Consider the following 14,738-nt stretch of genomic DNA (forward strand, 5'->3'; position numbering starts at 1 on the left):
ATCAGCGTCCTGTTCGCCATGCTCCGCGACGGAACCTTCTACGAACCCAAAACCCCACAGACCGCTTGACGAAAGACATAGAGGCACCCCCCCGGCACCCGGCACCGACCGCGTGTGTCGGCCGACGCAGTTCCGCCTCCTCCCACCCGTGCGGGCAGCGATCCGATGGCCTCCGGGTGGGGAAGCAGTTCCAGGCGGCGGTCATCATCCGCCGGCCGGCCGGGTGTAGTCGTCGACGACCGTCTGCACGATCTGTTAGTCCACGCCCGCCTCGTGAGGCCGGCCGCGCAGGAAGCAGGAGAGATAGCGGCGGGCTCCGGCGAGCAGGTGGTGGCGCCGTGAAGGCTCCGCACATCACGTACACCACAGCAACGACATCGACGGCCATCTGTGCTACGTCGAGCACCGGCCACACCCGCGCCCACTGCTACCCGAGGGGGCCCAGCTGCGCCCCACAGGCGCTCCCACAGGCCCTGCGGCCCTCCGAGCGGTGACGAGTGGTTGAAGTCACGATGGCTCGTTATCACCATTGTTCGGCTACGCGCGCTGTGCGAGCGTGATCGCGACCAAGCCGTCCAGTCAGTCCAAGGGGGAGATCATGCGGAAACCTCGCGTCATGGCGTCCGTCGGTGTGGCCGTGGGGATCGCGCTCAGCGCTCTCGTCGGGGCGACGACTCAATCGTCTGCGCAAACGGCCCGTCAGAGCACCGCTCAGCCGGCGGCCTGCAGCCACATCACCTCACGGTCGGGGGACACGTTCTCCCAGTATTCGGCAAGGTTTGGAATCAACGTCTACAAACTGCTGTGGGACAACAGCAGCTGGTTCTCCGGCGGACCGAATGACCCCGTTCCGCCGGGCAACCTTGTCTACATCTGCCCCTGAACAGCACCCGGTTCTCAGCAGGTGCGCTGAGCACAAGTGCCCCAGCATCCGGCTAGCGAAGCCTGAAATGCTGCACGGCGTCCTGGTCGGCCAGCAGCCCCCGCGGGTCCGTACAGAACCCTTCCGTATTTCTTCTCAAGCCGCCAGGTCTGGGCCTTTCACGCGGCCGTAGGGTGCCGCTGCGACCCGCAGACTGGGCGGTGACTCCCTGCTTCGGCCGGGTTTCGGTTGCCGGCCTTTTCGCCACCGCATCCCAGATGCTTCCCGCCGGGCGGGAGGCCATCAGCAGATCTTCACCGCAGAGCCCGCCAGGCGGGCCGCCCGTCCAGCCCGAGACAGTAGGCCGCTGGCGTGTGCACAGTCCGCCGCATGTCGAAGCAACTGATCTACGCAGACCCGTGTCCACTGTGCTCGTGACCGATGCGACCCGAGTTCCGCAGCCCGGGCCGCTCCGCCCAACAGGACCACGCGGCCCGCACCGACTTCCGTCGGTTCCACTGCGACGGCTGCGAGGCCGCCCGCCCCCAGGAGTTCTTCGACGCGATGCGCGACCTCTACGAGAGCTGACCCGGGCCGTGCGAATGCTGCGCGCCGACCACACGAGCGCCACCGGCCACGAAGTCCGACTCCAGCCGACGCCAACGTCACCGAGCGCACACCAGCGCACCACTCCCCCGACCATCCGCCCCCACTGAGCACACCGCGTCACCGATGCCCTTCAACACGACCAGCCGCCACCGCCCCGGCCGACAGGCCGGGGCTTCGTGCGTCCTGGAGGAATTCGCCGTGCCCACATACGAGACGCTGCCCCACTTCCACCACCGACCTGGACCGCCTCACCCCACGACAGCGCCGCCACGATAGGCGCCCGCCGGCTCGGCACAGATCGGTTCGAGAGCGTGCGCAGCGGCCCCGCAGACAGGAGGAGCAGGGTTCCACTGCTGGGCCCGCGGGGCCGATGCATCATTCACGTACCCTGCGGTGCGCCCGATAAGCCCGATCCCTCCCAACCACCCCTGTGCAGAGCCGTCCTACGCGAGTGGGGCCCGGCCGTATCCGGCCGGGCCCCGATCACCTCTCACGCACAGCGCGCTCCTCGCCGGCTTTCGTCTACCAGCGGTACCAGCGGCCCTTGCGCCCGCCACTGTCGGCGGAACGGACCACGAAGCCCAGCAGCCACACGACGAGCACGATCACCGCGATCCACCACAGCGCCTTCAGGGCGAAGCCCGCGCCGAAGAGGATCAGAGCCAGCAGAAGTACCAGAAGCAGGGGAACCATCGTTATCAACCTCCTGGCCACCGCATGCCCTTAGATCACTCCTACAAGCACACAGAGTGCGCGTTTCTTTCAGGAAGTCCAGGGCATATGCGCGCCGCCATGCAGGGTTCCCCCAGCCCCGCCCCTAACGCACCCGCAACTCACCGGGCACGGCAGCAGCCAGCGCCGGTGTTGCCACTCCTCTTGGCGAACGCCGGCGGGTGGCGGACTGGCGAACCGTTCCGCCCGAGCAGAGGGATGCCATGACACTTCCGCGTCTACGGCGTCCTCGCACCAGGGCGACCGCCTGCTCGCCACCGCCGTCCCGACCGTCCTGGCCGCATCACTGGCCGGCCTCGCACCCGCCCACGCCACGACCCGCACCGCCGTCCCCGCTACGGCACGGGATCAGGTCACGTGCCCGCGCGGGTTCGTATGCATGTACCCCGACATCCACTTGAACGGCCAGCCCTACGTCAGACGTGCCGTCGACGGATCCGTACGGCACCTGCCGGACTACATCCGCGGCAGGGGCAGCTCGATCATCAACAACAGCAGCCGCACCGCCCGCATCTACCAGAAGGACAACCACCTCGGCCGGCACGTCTGCGTCGGCCGCGACGGCGGAACCATCGGCGACCCGCGCTCCAACCAGCTCAACGACACCACCCACAGCCTCCGCAACAACGACACCCCCTGCGGCGGATAACCGGCGCACCGCCCCCCGGACGGCGCAGGGACGCGGCCGCTGTCCCGCAGTCGGGTGAACTCCCGGCCGCCGGTGAACCCGCTGCCGGTGCGGAAGCGTCGTGCCTCCTGCCTACCGCGGGTGGGGCCAGGCGGCCAGGACGTCGCCGTTGTCGGCGTCGGTGACGATGAGCTGGGCGCCGGGCATGCTCCCGTACTCGCTGACCCAGCTCCGGAACTTGTCCCACGCGGTCGCCTCGCAGCCCCACCAGCCGTGCTGGGCCGACCGGCCACCGGATCCGAGCAGCAGGTGGTAGCGGCCGGAGCTGGTCATGCGCGGCGGATCCGCTTCGACCGATCTGAGGGCGCGGGTGCCCTGGGCACCTCTTGCATGATCTGGCCGCGCCAGGAGATGGGTCATGAGGCGCGGCGCAAGGGCATGATGGCGGCCGGGCCGATGGAGCCGGGGCCGGACTTCTTCCGGAACGGCACCCGCGTCTGCACGACATGAAGACCTGCGGCAACGCCCTGCATCTCCGCGCCTCCCGCGCCCGCCGACGGCACTCCCCCGAGCGGAGCCCCCCGCAGCCGGGTGAGGTGGGAGTACGGGCCGACCGCCGAGGCGGCCTGGCGAAGGCCGTGGCCGGCGTCCACGCCGCCTACCGGCCCGTCCTCCCGCCGCCCGGCACCCGGCACCCGGCACCCGGCACCCGGCCGGCCGGACGCGCCAGCTGACCCAGCCATGCCGGTACTTCATGACCTCTCGCTCTTCCGGGCTCATCCGGACGGGAGGTCAGAGCCTGCCGCTGCGACGAACCGGACGATCACGCCCTTGCTGGAACGGATCCGTGTTCCTCGCACCGGTCCGAGCCGACTTCGGTGCAGGCCGGACCAGGTCCTCGCCGAGCGGTCGTGGTGAGTGGCGTCCGAAAGCCATCAAGGCAGGCGGTGAGGGTAAGGGGTAGTGACCACGACCGCTCGCAAGGAACGCAGGTGCCCCGCCATGTCCCAGACACAGGACGTCGTCGAGCTCATCCTTCAGGACCACCGGCGCATGGAGGACCTGTTCCGCCTGATGCGCAGCGTCGAAGCCGACCGCGCCGCCGCACTCGAGGAGTTCGCCGACCTTCTGATCGCCCATGCGCTGGCCGAGGAGGCCAAGGTCTACCCCGCCCTGAAGAGGTACAAGAACATCGACGACGAAGAGGTCGAGCACGGCGAGCACGAGCACGACGAGGGCAACGAGGCCCTTCTGGCCCTCCTGGAGGTGGAGGAAGTCGGGTCCGACGAGTGGGACTCCAAGCTGGAGGAACTCGTGGAGGCCGTCACCCACCACGCCGACGAGGAGGAACGCACCATCCTCAACGGTGCGCGCGAGAACGTGGCCATGGAGCGGCGTGAGGAGCTGGGAGCGGCGTTCCTGGAGGAGCGCGAGCGTCAGCTGAAGGCCGGCTGCGGCTCAGTCGACAACGTGCGCCGCATCGTCGAGTCCTGACCGCAATCCAGCAAGACCTGGGAACCGATGTCCCCGGCGACCACCACGCAGACCTGGGTCCAGGCTCCCAGCGGGGCGCCGCGGCGACGGCGAAGCGGCGACCGGGGCGCGGCCGCCTGCCGCCTGCGGGGTCGCGGTGAGTGGCGGGTGGCCGTGCCCAGCCCAGCCGCCGACACGACGAGCTACCCCGCGGACGCGGGGGGGGTGAAGCCGGAGGTGACCGCCGGGCACTGGGAGAAGTCCGTGACCGGCGCCCCTTTCGGGCCTCGGGTCCGGCGCCCTTCTCGCGATCGGGCCCGCACACAGGGACGCCGGCGCGGGCGGGCGACTCGAAACCCGGGATCGGGGAACCGGAACTGGTGCCCTGACCCACGAGAGGAAGCCGGGTGCCCGGACGCCCGGCTTTCTCACCGGAAGAAGGACCACGATGGCGCACGAAGAGGACGACGGGCAGGCCGTGCCGGACACCCCGGGTATGCGCAGCGACGGCGACGGCGTCACACGCCGCCGTCCACTGCGCGAGCGGCACGTCGAGGAGACGGTCGAGGTCGCGGTGCCGGTCCGCACGGCCTACAACCAGTGGACGCAGTTCAAGACCTTCCCGCGCTTCTCGGCCGTCGTGCGCGACGTCGAGCAGCTCAGGCCCACCGTCACCGCGTGGACCATCGGCTACGGCCCCCTGCGCCACCGTTTCTCGGTCGAGATCGTGGAACAGGACCCCGACGCCTACCTGGCCTGGCGTGGCCTGGAGCAGCACCCCACCCACGAGGGCGAGGTCGAGTTCAGGCCCACGGAGTCCGGCGGCACCGCGATCACGGTCCGCATGCTCCTCCAGCCGCACGGGGCCGCGAAGGTCCTCACCCGCTCCTCCAGGCTCACGGAGCTGACCGCCCGGCTGGTGCGCGGGGAACTGGTGAACTTCAAGCACTTCATCGAAGGGCTCGGCCAGGAGGGCGGTGCCTGGCGCGGCACCATCCGCAACGGCCGTGTTCAGCACGACACCCCGGAACCGCCCAGGAGCCGTGTCGCCCAGTGGCCCGTCGGCTGACCCGCCTACCCGCACACGGCAAGAGAAAGGCGAAGCGATGCAGAACCCGCCCGGTGAGGAGCCGGAGACCTCCCTCTCCGTGACACCGCCGAAGAAGTGGGCGGCCGGGGTCCCCGCCGTCGTACACGCGCTGGAGTACTCCCTGGAGCAGACCTCCCCGCGCAAGACGGGCGTGGACCTGCTCACCATGAACCAGGTGGGCGGGATCGACTGCCCCGGCTGCGCGTGGGCGGACCCCGCCCCGGGCCGGCGCCATCGCAACGAGTACTGCGAGAACGGCGCCAAGCACATCAACGACGAGGCCACGACGCGCCGGATCACGGCCGAATTCTTCCGCGAGCACAGCGTGTCCGATCTGGCCGTCCGTTCCGACATGTGGCTCAACCAGCAGGGCCGGCTCACCGAGCCGATGATCAAGCGGCCCGGGTCGGACCACTACGAGCCCATCGGCTGGAACGACGCCCTGGGTGTCCTCGCGCAGGAACTCCGGGGGCTGGACTCACCCGACAAGGCGGTCTTCTACACCTCCGGCCGGGCCAGCAACGAAGCCGCTTTCGTCTTCCAGCTCTTCGCCCGCGCCCTCGGCACCAACAACCTGCCCGACTGCAGCAACATGTGTCACGAGTCCAGCGGCTTCGCCCTGAACGAGACGCTCGGCGTCGGCAAGGGCACCGTGAGTCTCGACGACCTCCACCACGCGGACCTGATCTTCCTGGTGGGGCAGAACCCGGGCAGCAACCACCCTCGGCAGCTCTCGGCCCTGGAGGAGGCCAAGCGCAACGGCGGCCGCATCGTGGCGGTGAACCCGTTGCCGGAGGCGGGGCTGCGACGCTTCAAGAACCCGCAGAAGCCGCGCGGGGTCGTGGGGCGGGGCACCCAGATCGCCGACCGCTTCCTGCACATCAAGCCGGGCGGGGACCTCGCCCTGTTCCAGGCACTGAACCGGCTGCTGCTGGAGGCGGAGGACGCGTGTCCCGGCACCGTCCTGGACCACGACTTCATCGACGCCCACACCTCCGGTTTCGAGGAGTTCGCCCGGCACGCCCGCACCGTCGACTGGGACGACGTGCGCGCGGCGACGGGACTGACCCGTGAAGAGATCGAGAAGGTCCGCGACGAGGTCCTGCGCAGCGAACGCGTCATCGTGTGCTGGGCGATGGGCATCACCCAGCACAAGCACGGCGTGCCCACCATCCGGGAGATCGTCAACTTCCTGATGCTGCGCGGCAACCTGGGGCGTGCCGGCACGGGCGCCTGCCCGGTGCGCGGCCACAGCAACGTCCAGGGCGACCGCACCATGGGCATCTGGGAGCAGATGCCGGACACCTTCCTGGACGCCCTGCGAAAGGAGTTCGGCTTCGACCCGCCGCGCCCGCACGGCCTGGACTCGGTGAACTCGATCAAGGCGATGCTGGAGGGCCGCGTCAAGGTCTTCCTCGCTCTGGCCGGGAACTTCGTGCGCGCAGCGCCCGACAGCGAGGTCACCGAGAAGGCGATGCGTTCGTGCCGGCTGACCGCCCACATCTCCACCAAGCTCAACCGCTCGCACACCGTCTGCGGCGACACCGCTCTGATCCTGCCGACGCTGGGGCGCACCGAGCGTGATGTCCAGGCCGACGGCGAGCAGTTCGTCACCGTCGAGGACTCCATGAGCGAGGTGCACACCTCCCAGGGACGACTCGAACCGGCCTCGCGCATGCTGCTGAGCGAGGTCGCCATCCTCTGCCGGCTCGCCCGGCTGAGCCTCGACGGCGAGAAGGACATCCCCTGGGACAGGTTCGAGGGCGACTACAACACCATCCGCGACAGCATCTCCCGGATCGTGCCGGGCTTCCACGACTTCAACGCACGGGTGACCCGTCCGGGAGGCTTCCAGCTGCCCAACCCGGTCAACGAAGGCGTGTTCCGGACCGAAACCGGCAAAGCCCGATTCACCTGCAACGAGCGGGTGGTCCCCCCGGCCCCCGAGGGACACCTACTGCTGCAGACCCTGCGCTCGCACGACCAGTGGAACACCGTCCCGTACACCGACAACGACCGCTACCGAGGCATCCACGGCAGCCGCCTCGTCGTCCTCGTCAACCCCGCCGACCTGTCCGAACTCGGCCTCGCCCAGGGCGACCGGGTGGACCTGGTGAGCGTCTGGGAGGACGGCACCGAGCGCCGGGCCGAGAACTTCGAGGTCGTGTCCTACCCGGCGGCCAAGGGTTCGGCCGCCGCCTACTATCCGGAGACGAACGTCCTGGTGCCGCTCGACAGCGTCGCCGACATGAGCAACCAGCCCACGTCGAAGGGCATCGTCGTCCGCCTGGAACCCACGGGCGACCGATCCCGGCCGGCACCCGTCTGACCGGGACCGACGACGCCGTACCCCGGCGGGGCCCACGCACGGAAGCCGTGACGTGCCGGGGCCGGAGTCAGGGGCGTTCGTACAGCTGGAGCAGACCGCCCACACAGAAGCATCCGGCGCCGAGGAGAGTGCCCCAGTCGGCGGTGTCGGCGTTGACCAGGCTGCCGGTGGTGGGGCGGGTGTAGGCGGCCAGTGCCGAGATCATGAAGAGGACGGAGCCGAGCTGGTTCACGGCGGCGATCCACCAGCCGAGGCTGCGGCGGCGCAGGCAGGGCCGTCCGCGGTGGCAGATCTCGACGAAGGCGAGGTGGCCGGAGATCAGGAACAGCAGGCAGCCGATCACGTCCGGCGCCCAGATGAGCCGGTTGGTCTGCTGGATGCTCAGCCCCTGTAGGAAGGAGTCCAGCAGGTCGACGGCGAACACCAGTGTTCCGGCGAAGAGGACGAAGGTGCTCAGCCAGTCGACCCGCGCCGGCTCGTAGCTCCACCAGCGCCAGTCGCGGGTGACCAGGCGGCCTTCGCCGCCGGGTTCGTGGCGGGGAGCGTTGACGACCTGCAACAGGCAGACGTAGCCGCCGGTACTGAAGAACAGGCCGCCGGCGAAGTAGACCGAGGCGCAGGTGATGGCGTCGCCGGAGCCGAACTGGGCGACAGCGGCACCGGCCGCGAAGAGCGCGCCACCGAGGACGAAGGCGGTCGCGGCGATGGCGTTGAGCCGGCGCAGTCGGCCGAGCGTGAGGTCGTCGGCGCTGATGTTCCGGCCGGCCGGTGCTCCGGACGGACGGACTGCGATGACGCCGCGGCGCCGGGCGGGCCGCGACTCCCACACGGCGGTGCCCCCGCCGGGCGGCTGCCAGGTGAGCCTGGTGGTGAAGGGCCCTGCGCCCTCGGCGCGCGGCTCGGCGGATGTCATGCGGGCGACATGGCGGCGATGCCGTCCTCTTCCTCGGGGTTGATCAGGGAAGACGGAGCACCGTCCGGGGTGCTTCGATCTGCGGTGCGGCCGGGGCAGCCTCGTGCGTCGCTCATGGCATTTCCTGGTTCGTCGGGCCGATGGGGCAGCCGGCTTCGCGCACCCCTTCAACATGCATCGACTGTGCCAGAGCAAACCGCGCATAACGGCTTTTTCATGTGCGTCGGTCCGTGCGCGTCCACTGCTCTTGCCCGCCTGTGCGGTGGTGGGCGGTTCGTTCACGGCAGCAGGCGCTGTTCCTTCGCGACGGCTACGGCGCCCGCGCGGTTGTCCACCCCGAGTTTGTCGTAGATCCGGCGCAGGTGGGTCTTGACCGTGGCCTCGCTGATGAACAGGGCCCGGGCGATGTCGCGGTTGCCCAGGCCGCGGGCGAGCTGGGCCAGGATGTCGCGTTCGCGGCCGGTGAGGGAGACCCGCGGACTGCGCAGGCCGGCCATGACCCGGGTGGCGACGGGCGCGGAGAGCGCCGGACGGCCCTGGGCGGCGGAGTGGATCGCGGCGAAGAGCTCCTCCGGGCGTTCGGCCTTGAGCAGGTAGCCGGTCGCGCCGGCCTGGATGGCACGGGTGATGTCGGCGTCCGTGTCGTAGGTGGTCAGCACCAGGACGTACGGGGGCGGGCCGGGGGCAGCCGTGAGGCGGCGGGTGGTCTCCACGCCGTCGATTCCCTCTCCCAGCTGGAGGTCCATCAGCACCACGTCCGGGGCCAGCCGCCCGGACTGGGCGAGTGCCTCCTCGCCGGTCCCCGCCTCGCCGACCACCTCGATGCCCGGGGCGCTGTCGAGCAGGGCGAGCAGTCCGGCCCTGACGACCGCGTGGTCGTCGCAGACCAGGATGCGCACGGGGACACGGCCCGGGGCCGGGGCGGCGGGGTGGGTCATAGGGGTGCCTCCAGGGGGACGGCGGCGGACAGGACCGTGCCCTCCCCCCGCGCCGACTCGACGGTCAGGATGCCGCCGAGCTGCCCGAGCCGGGCCCGTGTGGCGGGCAGGCCGTGGCCGCGCGTCCCGGCCGGTGCGGCGGCCGGGGCCGCCGGGTCGAAGCCGCGGCCGTCGTCGGTGACGTCCAGGACGACCTGGTCCTCCAGGAGGGTGAGGGTGAGCACGGCGGTCGTCGCGCCCGCGTGTTCCCGGACGTTGGCCAGGGCTCCCTGGGCGACGCGCAGCAGGGCCGACTGGACGCGGTCCGGCAGCAGCGGGGCCCGTGCGCCGGCGTCGATGTGGACGCGCACGCCGAGGTGGTCGCCGGACTCGCGTGCGGCCAGGGCGCGCAGCACGACGTCGAGGCCGCCGCGGGCGAGGTCCGCGGGGGCCAGGTCGTGCACGAAACGCCGGGCCTCGGCGAGGTTGTGCTCGGCGACGGACGCGGCGGACCGGACGTGGCCGCGCGCCTTGCCCGGTTCGGACTCCCACACCCGCTCCGCCGCCTGGAGGAGCAGGTGCTGGCTGGACAGGCCCTGCGCGAGGGTGTCGTGGATCTCCATGGACAGCCGCTGGCGTTCGGCGAGGGTGCCCGCACGGCGCTCGGACGCGGCGAGGTCGCGCCGGGTGCGCAGCAGGTCGTCGATCAGGGAGCGCTGCCGGGCGGCCTGTCTGCGGGTGTGCAGCAACACGGCCGTGGCGAGGGCGGCGACGGCCGGGCCAGCGCTGCGTGACCCGACCGTACGGCGCGTCCAGCGAGTTGTAGGTCCGGGCCAGCCGCAGGCCCTGGCCGACGCCGGCGATGTCGAAGTCCGTTGCCGTCAGCATCAGGTTGCCGGTCGAGTGGTCGATCTTGGCGGTCAGCGCGTCCGTGATGGCAAAGCTCGCATAACGGTGCCAGGGCACATCACCCTGCCCCTCCGGCACCAGATTCAGCACCGACGCGTCCGCCGCGACTCCGGCGGACTTGGCCGCCTTGCCCGACGCGGGACCCTTGGCCCGCGGGTGGAATCCGCCCCTCCCCTTCGCGACGACGAACACGGACGAAATGGGACCGGATTGGGGCTGCCGAATCCGTCCTGCGAGCAATGGAACTCTGTAAGCTCTGAAACGAACGGCTGGAAAACGAAGGGCATTTGTGAGCCGTCCGACCGAATCTGTTCCGGGCTGCCTGCCGCTCGGCGACCACGGTGGAGGCCCAATCAGTAGCCGTCGCTGTTCACAGCGGCGTCGACTGGGGCAGAGCGCCCTCCATCGCGGCGAGGCATACCCAGAACGCGGGCGCCGCTCGGCCGACGGAAGCTGTCCGGCCTCGCCGTAGTGCCGGGTGCCCGCGCGCGCCACGACGGGATGCGCAGCTGCACGCAAACTCGCTCCGAGCCAGTCGCAGGGGAGGCCCGCGCCTACGGGTCCGAGACCGCGCTTAAGAGGCGCTGGCCTACGCCGTCAACCCTTGTGCCTCTGTGTGGCCGACGGTTTCGTCGACGTCAGCCCGGGGCCGAAGCTGTCGACGTCTTCGTAGGCACCGCTCTCGAACCCCGGGTCGGTGCCGGCCGCCGGGGTGCCTTCCGGGCGCCGGGGTGACGTCGTCATAGGCACCGGACCGGCCGCACACACCCGCCGATCAGCGGGAGCGGCCGGGCGGAGGTCGGCTACTCGCGGCGGGCGAACGGCCACCGGTTCATCACCAACGACTTCTTCGCCTTCATGTACTGCCTGGCCTGCGTCGGCTTCGACGTGTTCGGGCTGTGGCCGTACCACCTGTACGGGCTAATCCGCTGCACCGTCTGCGGCGCCGACGACCAGGCCGACGACCGCTGGTCGGCGCGCGACTGGGAGCGGGCAGCCCGGCAGGAGCGCTCCGAGAACGAGGGCCCCTTCGGGATGGATGCACTGGTTATTGGCGAGCAGCGCCAAGGAGGCCGCGGCAGTCGGCATGGCCAGGAGCAGGGCTGCTGCCAGGTCCAGTTCGTGGGCTTGTTTGTTCGTGGTCCGACGGCAGCGCTCCATCAGCCTGCTCGACGCCTTCGACCTCACCCCCGCCACCGCTGCGGCCGGCCTGCCGCGCAGGCGCTGCGGCAGTGATCGAGGATCGCCGCACCGGCCATGGTGAAGACCGTTCAGTCACTACGCTTGCGCCGGTGCTCTTTGGGAAGGTGACGATCGCGGTCAGGAGCTTCCTCGCAGCCGATGTTGGCGTGGGCTGTAGAACACGCGTGAGCCGACAGCGTTGCTCGTCGTGGCCGTATGGAGTCTGCGGCTGAAGTTGAGTGCGATGTCCAGGGCGAAGAAGTCCTGGCGGTCCGCGGTCCGTGCGTGCAGGCGGATGCGGTGCTTGGCCACCGGTACTGTCTGGGGGATCTGGAGGTTCCAGGTCTGCTTCCACGGCCCGGCGGGCGGCTTGGGGTCACCCGACAGCCCCGCGCCCATGCCGGCAAGCAGATCGGGCAGCCGGTAGTTCCTGTCCAGGATCTTCACCGGACCGATCTTCATGATCACGTTGCAGGTGACTCGGGTCAGGTCGACGCTCTCTTTGAGGCGGCTGTCCATCTGCCAGCGGACCTGGTGCGCAAGTCGCGGCAGTGGGGGGGTCAGCGTGATGTCGAGGATGTCCAGGATGTAGTGGTCATCGCTTGCGTCCTCCACCAGGCAGTTACTCATTCGCTTACCCCCGGAGTGTCATGGTTGGGGATGCCTCTGCTGTCGTGCGTGCCGCACCCGGGGGGCGCGCGCGGGCGTTCGGCGCGTGGCTGTCGGACAATGGTCAGGTCTGGCACCCCGGCCCGATTGCGGCGGGCCGGGGTGTCGCATTATGCGGCCGGCTCAGGACTTGTCCCGGTCTCCGTGCTCGTCGTTGCGCTTGATCACCCGGAAGCTGCCCACCACTCCGTCCTCGACGTGGATGCCGTCGACGCAGTTCACCTGTACACCGTCGCTCTGGCTGTGGGGACCGACCGTGGCGACGGGAGCGCCGTTGTCGCACACCGCCCCGCGGAAGACCTCGACGGTCTTGCGGCTGTCGTTGCGGATGTTCAGGGTCTCGGCACCCAGGCCGCTGACCACGGTGATGCAGTCGCCCGGGCGGGTGGAGTACGACCGCTCGTTGATGTGGATACGCCCCTCCTCGAAGTCGTGGTCCTCGTTGTCGCGACCCCCCTTGTCGCGGCCCTCCTTGTCGCGGCCCTCGTTCCCCTTGTCCTCGTTGCCCTTGCCCTCGTCGCCCTTGCCTGAGCCGCCGAAGGGCGCCGAGACAACTGTGGCGGGGGCGATCTGGGCCGCAGCCGGTACGGGGGTGGCCGAGGCGTAGGTGATGCCGGTGGCGGTCAGGGCCGCCCCGGCCGCGACGGCGGCGGTGACAAGGGCGGAACGGGAGATCTTCATGTGGGTTCTCCTGGTCTCAGATGGCCGGCTCGGCAGCCGACAAGATTGAACGTACCGACGACCCCCATAGCTGTCATATCGGGCAAATCGGGGAGGCCGGTTCAGGGGGCCGAACGAGGTGCCCACAACACCCGGACGCCGCGTTCTCGAGCGGCTGGCGAGACAGCAAATCCCCACGCCAATAAGCAGATTGACATACTATTGGGCCATTAAGGTGATTTACTGACGCCTGCTCACCCCGTCTAGCAGCGTGTCGCTGCGGACGCGATGAGGCGGAGTGCGTTAAAGAGACCGGCCGCGCCACGCGCCGAGCCCTGCGCACCGACGTGCGTGAGCGCAGACCGTGCCGTCACGTGAAAGCAGCGCGGGCCCGCGGGACACCGCAAGCCCACAAGGATGGCGTCCTGCTGTCCCTGTTCGACCAGGACGAGGGCCTGCGGCATCAGGTGTTTCTCACCGACACCCCGTCTCCGGGGCGGATCCGCCCAGTTCCTGGAGGTCCGCCACCGCGGGCACGCAGTCGTCGAGGACCACATCCGGTACGGCAAGACCACCGGCTTCGGCCGCTTCCCCTCCCGCAACATCAACGTCGATGCCCTCTGGCTCGAACTCAGCCTCACAGCGATCGATTTGCTGGCCTGGACACGCACGCGTCCTGCTGCTGGACGGCGAACTGGCCACCGCCGAACCGAAGAAGCTCCGCTACCGGCTGTTGCACGTCGCCGCCCGTCTCACCCGCGCCGGCCGACGACTGCGCTTGCGGATATCGGAGACCTGGCCCTGGAGAAACGAACTGGCCACTGCTTTCCACCGCCTTGCCGCACTGCCCCGTCCCGCCGGCTGACCGGCAAAACGCTGACCGCCCACGACCCGAAGGACCCTGGAGACCCCGACCACTGCGCCGGGTCTCCACCATGTCCGAACACCGAAGTCGCGTCGGCCAACCGGCAGCTACCCCTCAACGACGCCTCAGCACCCCAACCGAAACAGCGAGGCTAACGCCTGAAAACAGGCCACGACCAGGCCAAACACGGCACCCGCTATCACGCACCAACTCGTTATGACCGACTCGGTGACGTCCCGTTAGGGTCACCGTATGGCACCGGTCGGCCGGTGAAGGCGTCCAGGAGAAGGCGGTCACCGAGCGGCTTCCGCAGTTCCACCTTCACGCTCTGTCTGCTGCACGCCGCGGAACTCCTGCCCGGTGATCGGCAGGTCGACGACCTGGGCCCGCTGTATGCCGCGGTGGCCCGGACCAATGCTCGGGCCATGGAGCGTGACGTCTACGGTTCGGTGCATCTGAAGGCTGCGGCGCTGCTGCAGACCTTGGTCAAGCTGCCTTGTCTGGAGCACTCCAACGAACCCTTCGCCTGGCATGCGACCGAGGCGTACCTCGCCCTCAACGACTGCCGCCTCGACTACCCGCCCAAGGCCGCCGTCGTGCTGGTGCGCGACATCGCTGACGGGACGCTGGGGGTTGCCCGCGTCGCCCGACAGCTCCGAGAATGGACCGCTGGCACGTCGAGCGCGAGATGAACAGCCCCCCTGCCGCAGATGGCGTTCCCCGCCGCGTACGCCGGCGTCCACGGCGCGGTGAGCCGGTGCTCGGCGAAAAGGTGCTCCAGTGGGGCCCTGCGGCGCCGGTACGGCTAGGCCGTTTCGTTTGGATCACCGAGCGGACCAGAGGAAGATGCCCGCGACGTGCAGTCCAGCCAGGTAGATGGTGGCGGTCTTCTCGTAGCGG

15 protein-coding genes and 4 pseudogenes are annotated in these 14,738 nt (G+C 69.8%); 10 read left to right on the forward strand and 9 right to left on the reverse strand.

The window, feature by feature from the left end; translation table 11 throughout:
- Positions 1 to 258 precede the first annotated feature (258 nt).
- Positions 259 to 424, reverse strand: a pseudogene (locus AB0F03_RS37070) (conjugal transfer protein TraA); the annotation flags it as partial.
- 132 nt (positions 425 to 556) lie between these two features.
- On the opposite strand from AB0F03_RS37070, the gene AB0F03_RS37075 reads away from it, so the two are divergent.
- Both AB0F03_RS37075 and AB0F03_RS37080 read left to right on the forward strand, forming a co-directional pair.
- On the forward strand, positions 557 to 883 hold the full coding sequence (locus AB0F03_RS37075; protein WP_362000704.1) for a hypothetical protein: 327 nt from the start codon (positions 557 to 559) through the stop codon (positions 881 to 883).
- 420 nt (positions 884 to 1,303) lie between these two features.
- Positions 1,304 to 1,450: a hypothetical protein gene (locus AB0F03_RS37080; protein ID WP_362000707.1), complete on the forward strand. Its 147-nt coding sequence runs from the start codon at positions 1,304 to 1,306 to the stop codon at positions 1,448 to 1,450.
- A gap of 543 nt (positions 1,451 to 1,993) precedes the next feature.
- Here the strand turns inward: AB0F03_RS37080 and AB0F03_RS37085 are convergent.
- Positions 1,994 to 2,164, reverse strand: a complete 171-nt coding sequence (locus AB0F03_RS37085; RefSeq protein WP_059247750.1) for a hypothetical protein — start codon at positions 2,162 to 2,164, stop codon at positions 1,994 to 1,996.
- Between the two features lie 418 nt (positions 2,165 to 2,582).
- Here AB0F03_RS37085 and AB0F03_RS37090 point away from each other — a divergent pair, with 418 nt between their 5' ends.
- Positions 2,583 to 2,852 carry a peptidase inhibitor family I36 protein gene (locus tag AB0F03_RS37090; RefSeq protein ID WP_362000711.1) on the forward strand — a complete coding sequence of 90 codons (270 nt, stop codon included), beginning with the start codon at positions 2,583 to 2,585 and terminating at the stop codon, positions 2,850 to 2,852.
- Positions 2,853 to 2,963: 111 nt separating this feature from the next.
- Here AB0F03_RS37090 and AB0F03_RS37095 read toward each other — a convergent pair whose 3' ends face one another.
- The gene (locus tag AB0F03_RS37095; RefSeq protein WP_362000713.1) at positions 2,964 to 3,164 is read right to left on the reverse strand and encodes a hypothetical protein; all 201 of its coding nucleotides are present in this window, start codon (positions 3,162 to 3,164) and stop codon (positions 2,964 to 2,966) included.
- 173 nt (positions 3,165 to 3,337) lie between these two features.
- Here AB0F03_RS37095 and AB0F03_RS37100 point away from each other — a divergent pair, with 173 nt between their 5' ends.
- The 4 genes from AB0F03_RS37100 (at position 3,338) to AB0F03_RS37115 (ending at position 7,723) form a co-directional block, all read left to right on the forward strand.
- Complete coding sequence (locus tag AB0F03_RS37100; RefSeq protein ID WP_362000715.1) at positions 3,338 to 3,565, forward strand: hypothetical protein; 228 nt, start codon at positions 3,338 to 3,340, stop codon at positions 3,563 to 3,565.
- A gap of 268 nt (positions 3,566 to 3,833) precedes the next feature.
- Positions 3,834 to 4,325: a hemerythrin domain-containing protein gene (locus tag AB0F03_RS37105; RefSeq protein ID WP_356945932.1), complete on the forward strand. Its 492-nt coding sequence runs from the start codon at positions 3,834 to 3,836 to the stop codon at positions 4,323 to 4,325.
- Between the two features lie 427 nt (positions 4,326 to 4,752).
- A complete protein-coding gene (locus tag AB0F03_RS37110) occupies positions 4,753 to 5,373 on the forward strand; it encodes an SRPBCC family protein (protein WP_362000718.1) in 621 nt (206 codons plus the stop codon).
- 37 nt (positions 5,374 to 5,410) lie between these two features.
- Positions 5,411 to 7,723, forward strand: a complete 2,313-nt coding sequence (locus tag AB0F03_RS37115; RefSeq protein ID WP_362000721.1) for an FdhF/YdeP family oxidoreductase — start codon at positions 5,411 to 5,413, stop codon at positions 7,721 to 7,723.
- A gap of 67 nt (positions 7,724 to 7,790) precedes the next feature.
- Here AB0F03_RS37115 and AB0F03_RS37120 read toward each other — a convergent pair whose 3' ends face one another.
- From AB0F03_RS37120 to AB0F03_RS37135, 4 genes and pseudogenes are all read right to left on the reverse strand, one after another.
- Positions 7,791 to 8,636: a hypothetical protein gene (locus AB0F03_RS37120; RefSeq protein WP_362000724.1), complete on the reverse strand. Its 846-nt coding sequence runs from the start codon at positions 8,634 to 8,636 to the stop codon at positions 7,791 to 7,793.
- A gap of 278 nt (positions 8,637 to 8,914) precedes the next feature.
- Positions 8,915 to 9,574 (reverse strand): response regulator transcription factor, encoded by a 660-nt coding sequence (locus AB0F03_RS37125; RefSeq protein ID WP_362000736.1) that lies wholly within the window; start codon positions 9,572 to 9,574, stop codon positions 8,915 to 8,917.
- A pseudogene (locus AB0F03_RS37130) lies at positions 9,571 to 10,332 on the reverse strand (histidine kinase); the annotation flags it as partial. The gene AB0F03_RS37125 and the pseudogene AB0F03_RS37130, both read right to left, overlap by 4 nt.
- Positions 10,333 to 10,393: 61 nt before the next feature.
- A pseudogene (locus tag AB0F03_RS37135) lies at positions 10,394 to 10,441 on the reverse strand (hypothetical protein); the annotation flags it as partial.
- An 879-nt stretch (positions 10,442 to 11,320) separates the two neighbouring features.
- Between AB0F03_RS37135 and AB0F03_RS37140 the strand changes: the two are divergent.
- Complete coding sequence (locus AB0F03_RS37140) at positions 11,321 to 11,698, forward strand: hypothetical protein (RefSeq protein ID WP_362000727.1); 378 nt, start codon at positions 11,321 to 11,323, stop codon at positions 11,696 to 11,698.
- An 84-nt stretch (positions 11,699 to 11,782) separates the two neighbouring features.
- Here AB0F03_RS37140 and AB0F03_RS37145 read toward each other — a convergent pair whose 3' ends face one another.
- Both AB0F03_RS37145 and AB0F03_RS37150 read right to left on the reverse strand, forming a co-directional pair.
- On the reverse strand, positions 11,783 to 12,259 hold the full coding sequence (locus AB0F03_RS37145; RefSeq protein WP_362000730.1) for a hypothetical protein: 477 nt from the start codon (positions 12,257 to 12,259) through the stop codon (positions 11,783 to 11,785).
- Between the two features lie 177 nt (positions 12,260 to 12,436).
- Positions 12,437 to 12,994 carry a hypothetical protein gene (locus AB0F03_RS37150; protein ID WP_362000733.1) on the reverse strand — a complete coding sequence of 186 codons (558 nt, stop codon included), beginning with the start codon at positions 12,992 to 12,994 and terminating at the stop codon, positions 12,437 to 12,439.
- Positions 12,995 to 13,401: 407 nt separating this feature from the next.
- Between AB0F03_RS37150 and AB0F03_RS37155 the strand changes: the two are divergent.
- Positions 13,402 to 13,838 (forward strand): annotated as a pseudogene (locus AB0F03_RS37155) (transposase); the annotation flags it as partial.
- Positions 13,839 to 14,170: 332 nt separating this feature from the next.
- Positions 14,171 to 14,530, forward strand: a complete 360-nt coding sequence (locus AB0F03_RS37160) for a fic family toxin-antitoxin system, toxin component (protein WP_362000738.1) — start codon at positions 14,171 to 14,173, stop codon at positions 14,528 to 14,530.
- The last annotated feature ends 208 nt before the right edge of the window (positions 14,531 to 14,738 follow it).

The organism is Streptomyces sp. NPDC028722 (assembly GCF_040637655.1).
In the GTDB taxonomy this organism is placed as follows: domain Bacteria; phylum Actinomycetota; class Actinomycetes; order Streptomycetales; family Streptomycetaceae; genus Streptomyces.

Coding starts and splice junctions, on each gene's coding strand:
- AB0F03_RS37085 (WP_059247750.1), bottom strand. CDS start 2,164: ATGGTTCCCCTGCTTCTGGTACTTCTGCTGGCTCTGATCCTCTTCGGC.
- AB0F03_RS37120 (WP_362000724.1), bottom strand. CDS start 8,636: ATGACATCCGCCGAGCCGCGCGCCGAGGGCGCAGGGCCCTTCACCACC.
- AB0F03_RS37080 (WP_362000707.1), top strand. CDS start 1,304: ATGCGACCCGAGTTCCGCAGCCCGGGCCGCTCCGCCCAACAGGACCAC.
- AB0F03_RS37100 (WP_362000715.1), top strand. CDS start 3,338: ATGAAGACCTGCGGCAACGCCCTGCATCTCCGCGCCTCCCGCGCCCGC.
- AB0F03_RS37110 (WP_362000718.1), top strand. CDS start 4,753: ATGGCGCACGAAGAGGACGACGGGCAGGCCGTGCCGGACACCCCGGGT.
- AB0F03_RS37090 (WP_362000711.1), top strand. CDS start 2,583: ATGTACCCCGACATCCACTTGAACGGCCAGCCCTACGTCAGACGTGCC.
- AB0F03_RS37150 (WP_362000733.1), bottom strand. CDS start 12,994: ATGAAGATCTCCCGTTCCGCCCTTGTCACCGCCGCCGTCGCGGCCGGG.
- AB0F03_RS37140 (WP_362000727.1), top strand. CDS start 11,321: ATGTACTGCCTGGCCTGCGTCGGCTTCGACGTGTTCGGGCTGTGGCCG.
- AB0F03_RS37115 (WP_362000721.1), top strand. CDS start 5,411: ATGCAGAACCCGCCCGGTGAGGAGCCGGAGACCTCCCTCTCCGTGACA.
- AB0F03_RS37125 (WP_362000736.1), bottom strand. CDS start 9,574: ATGACCCACCCCGCCGCCCCGGCCCCGGGCCGTGTCCCCGTGCGCATC.
- AB0F03_RS37095 (WP_362000713.1), bottom strand. CDS start 3,164: ATGACCAGCTCCGGCCGCTACCACCTGCTGCTCGGATCCGGTGGCCGG.
- AB0F03_RS37105 (WP_356945932.1), top strand. CDS start 3,834: ATGTCCCAGACACAGGACGTCGTCGAGCTCATCCTTCAGGACCACCGG.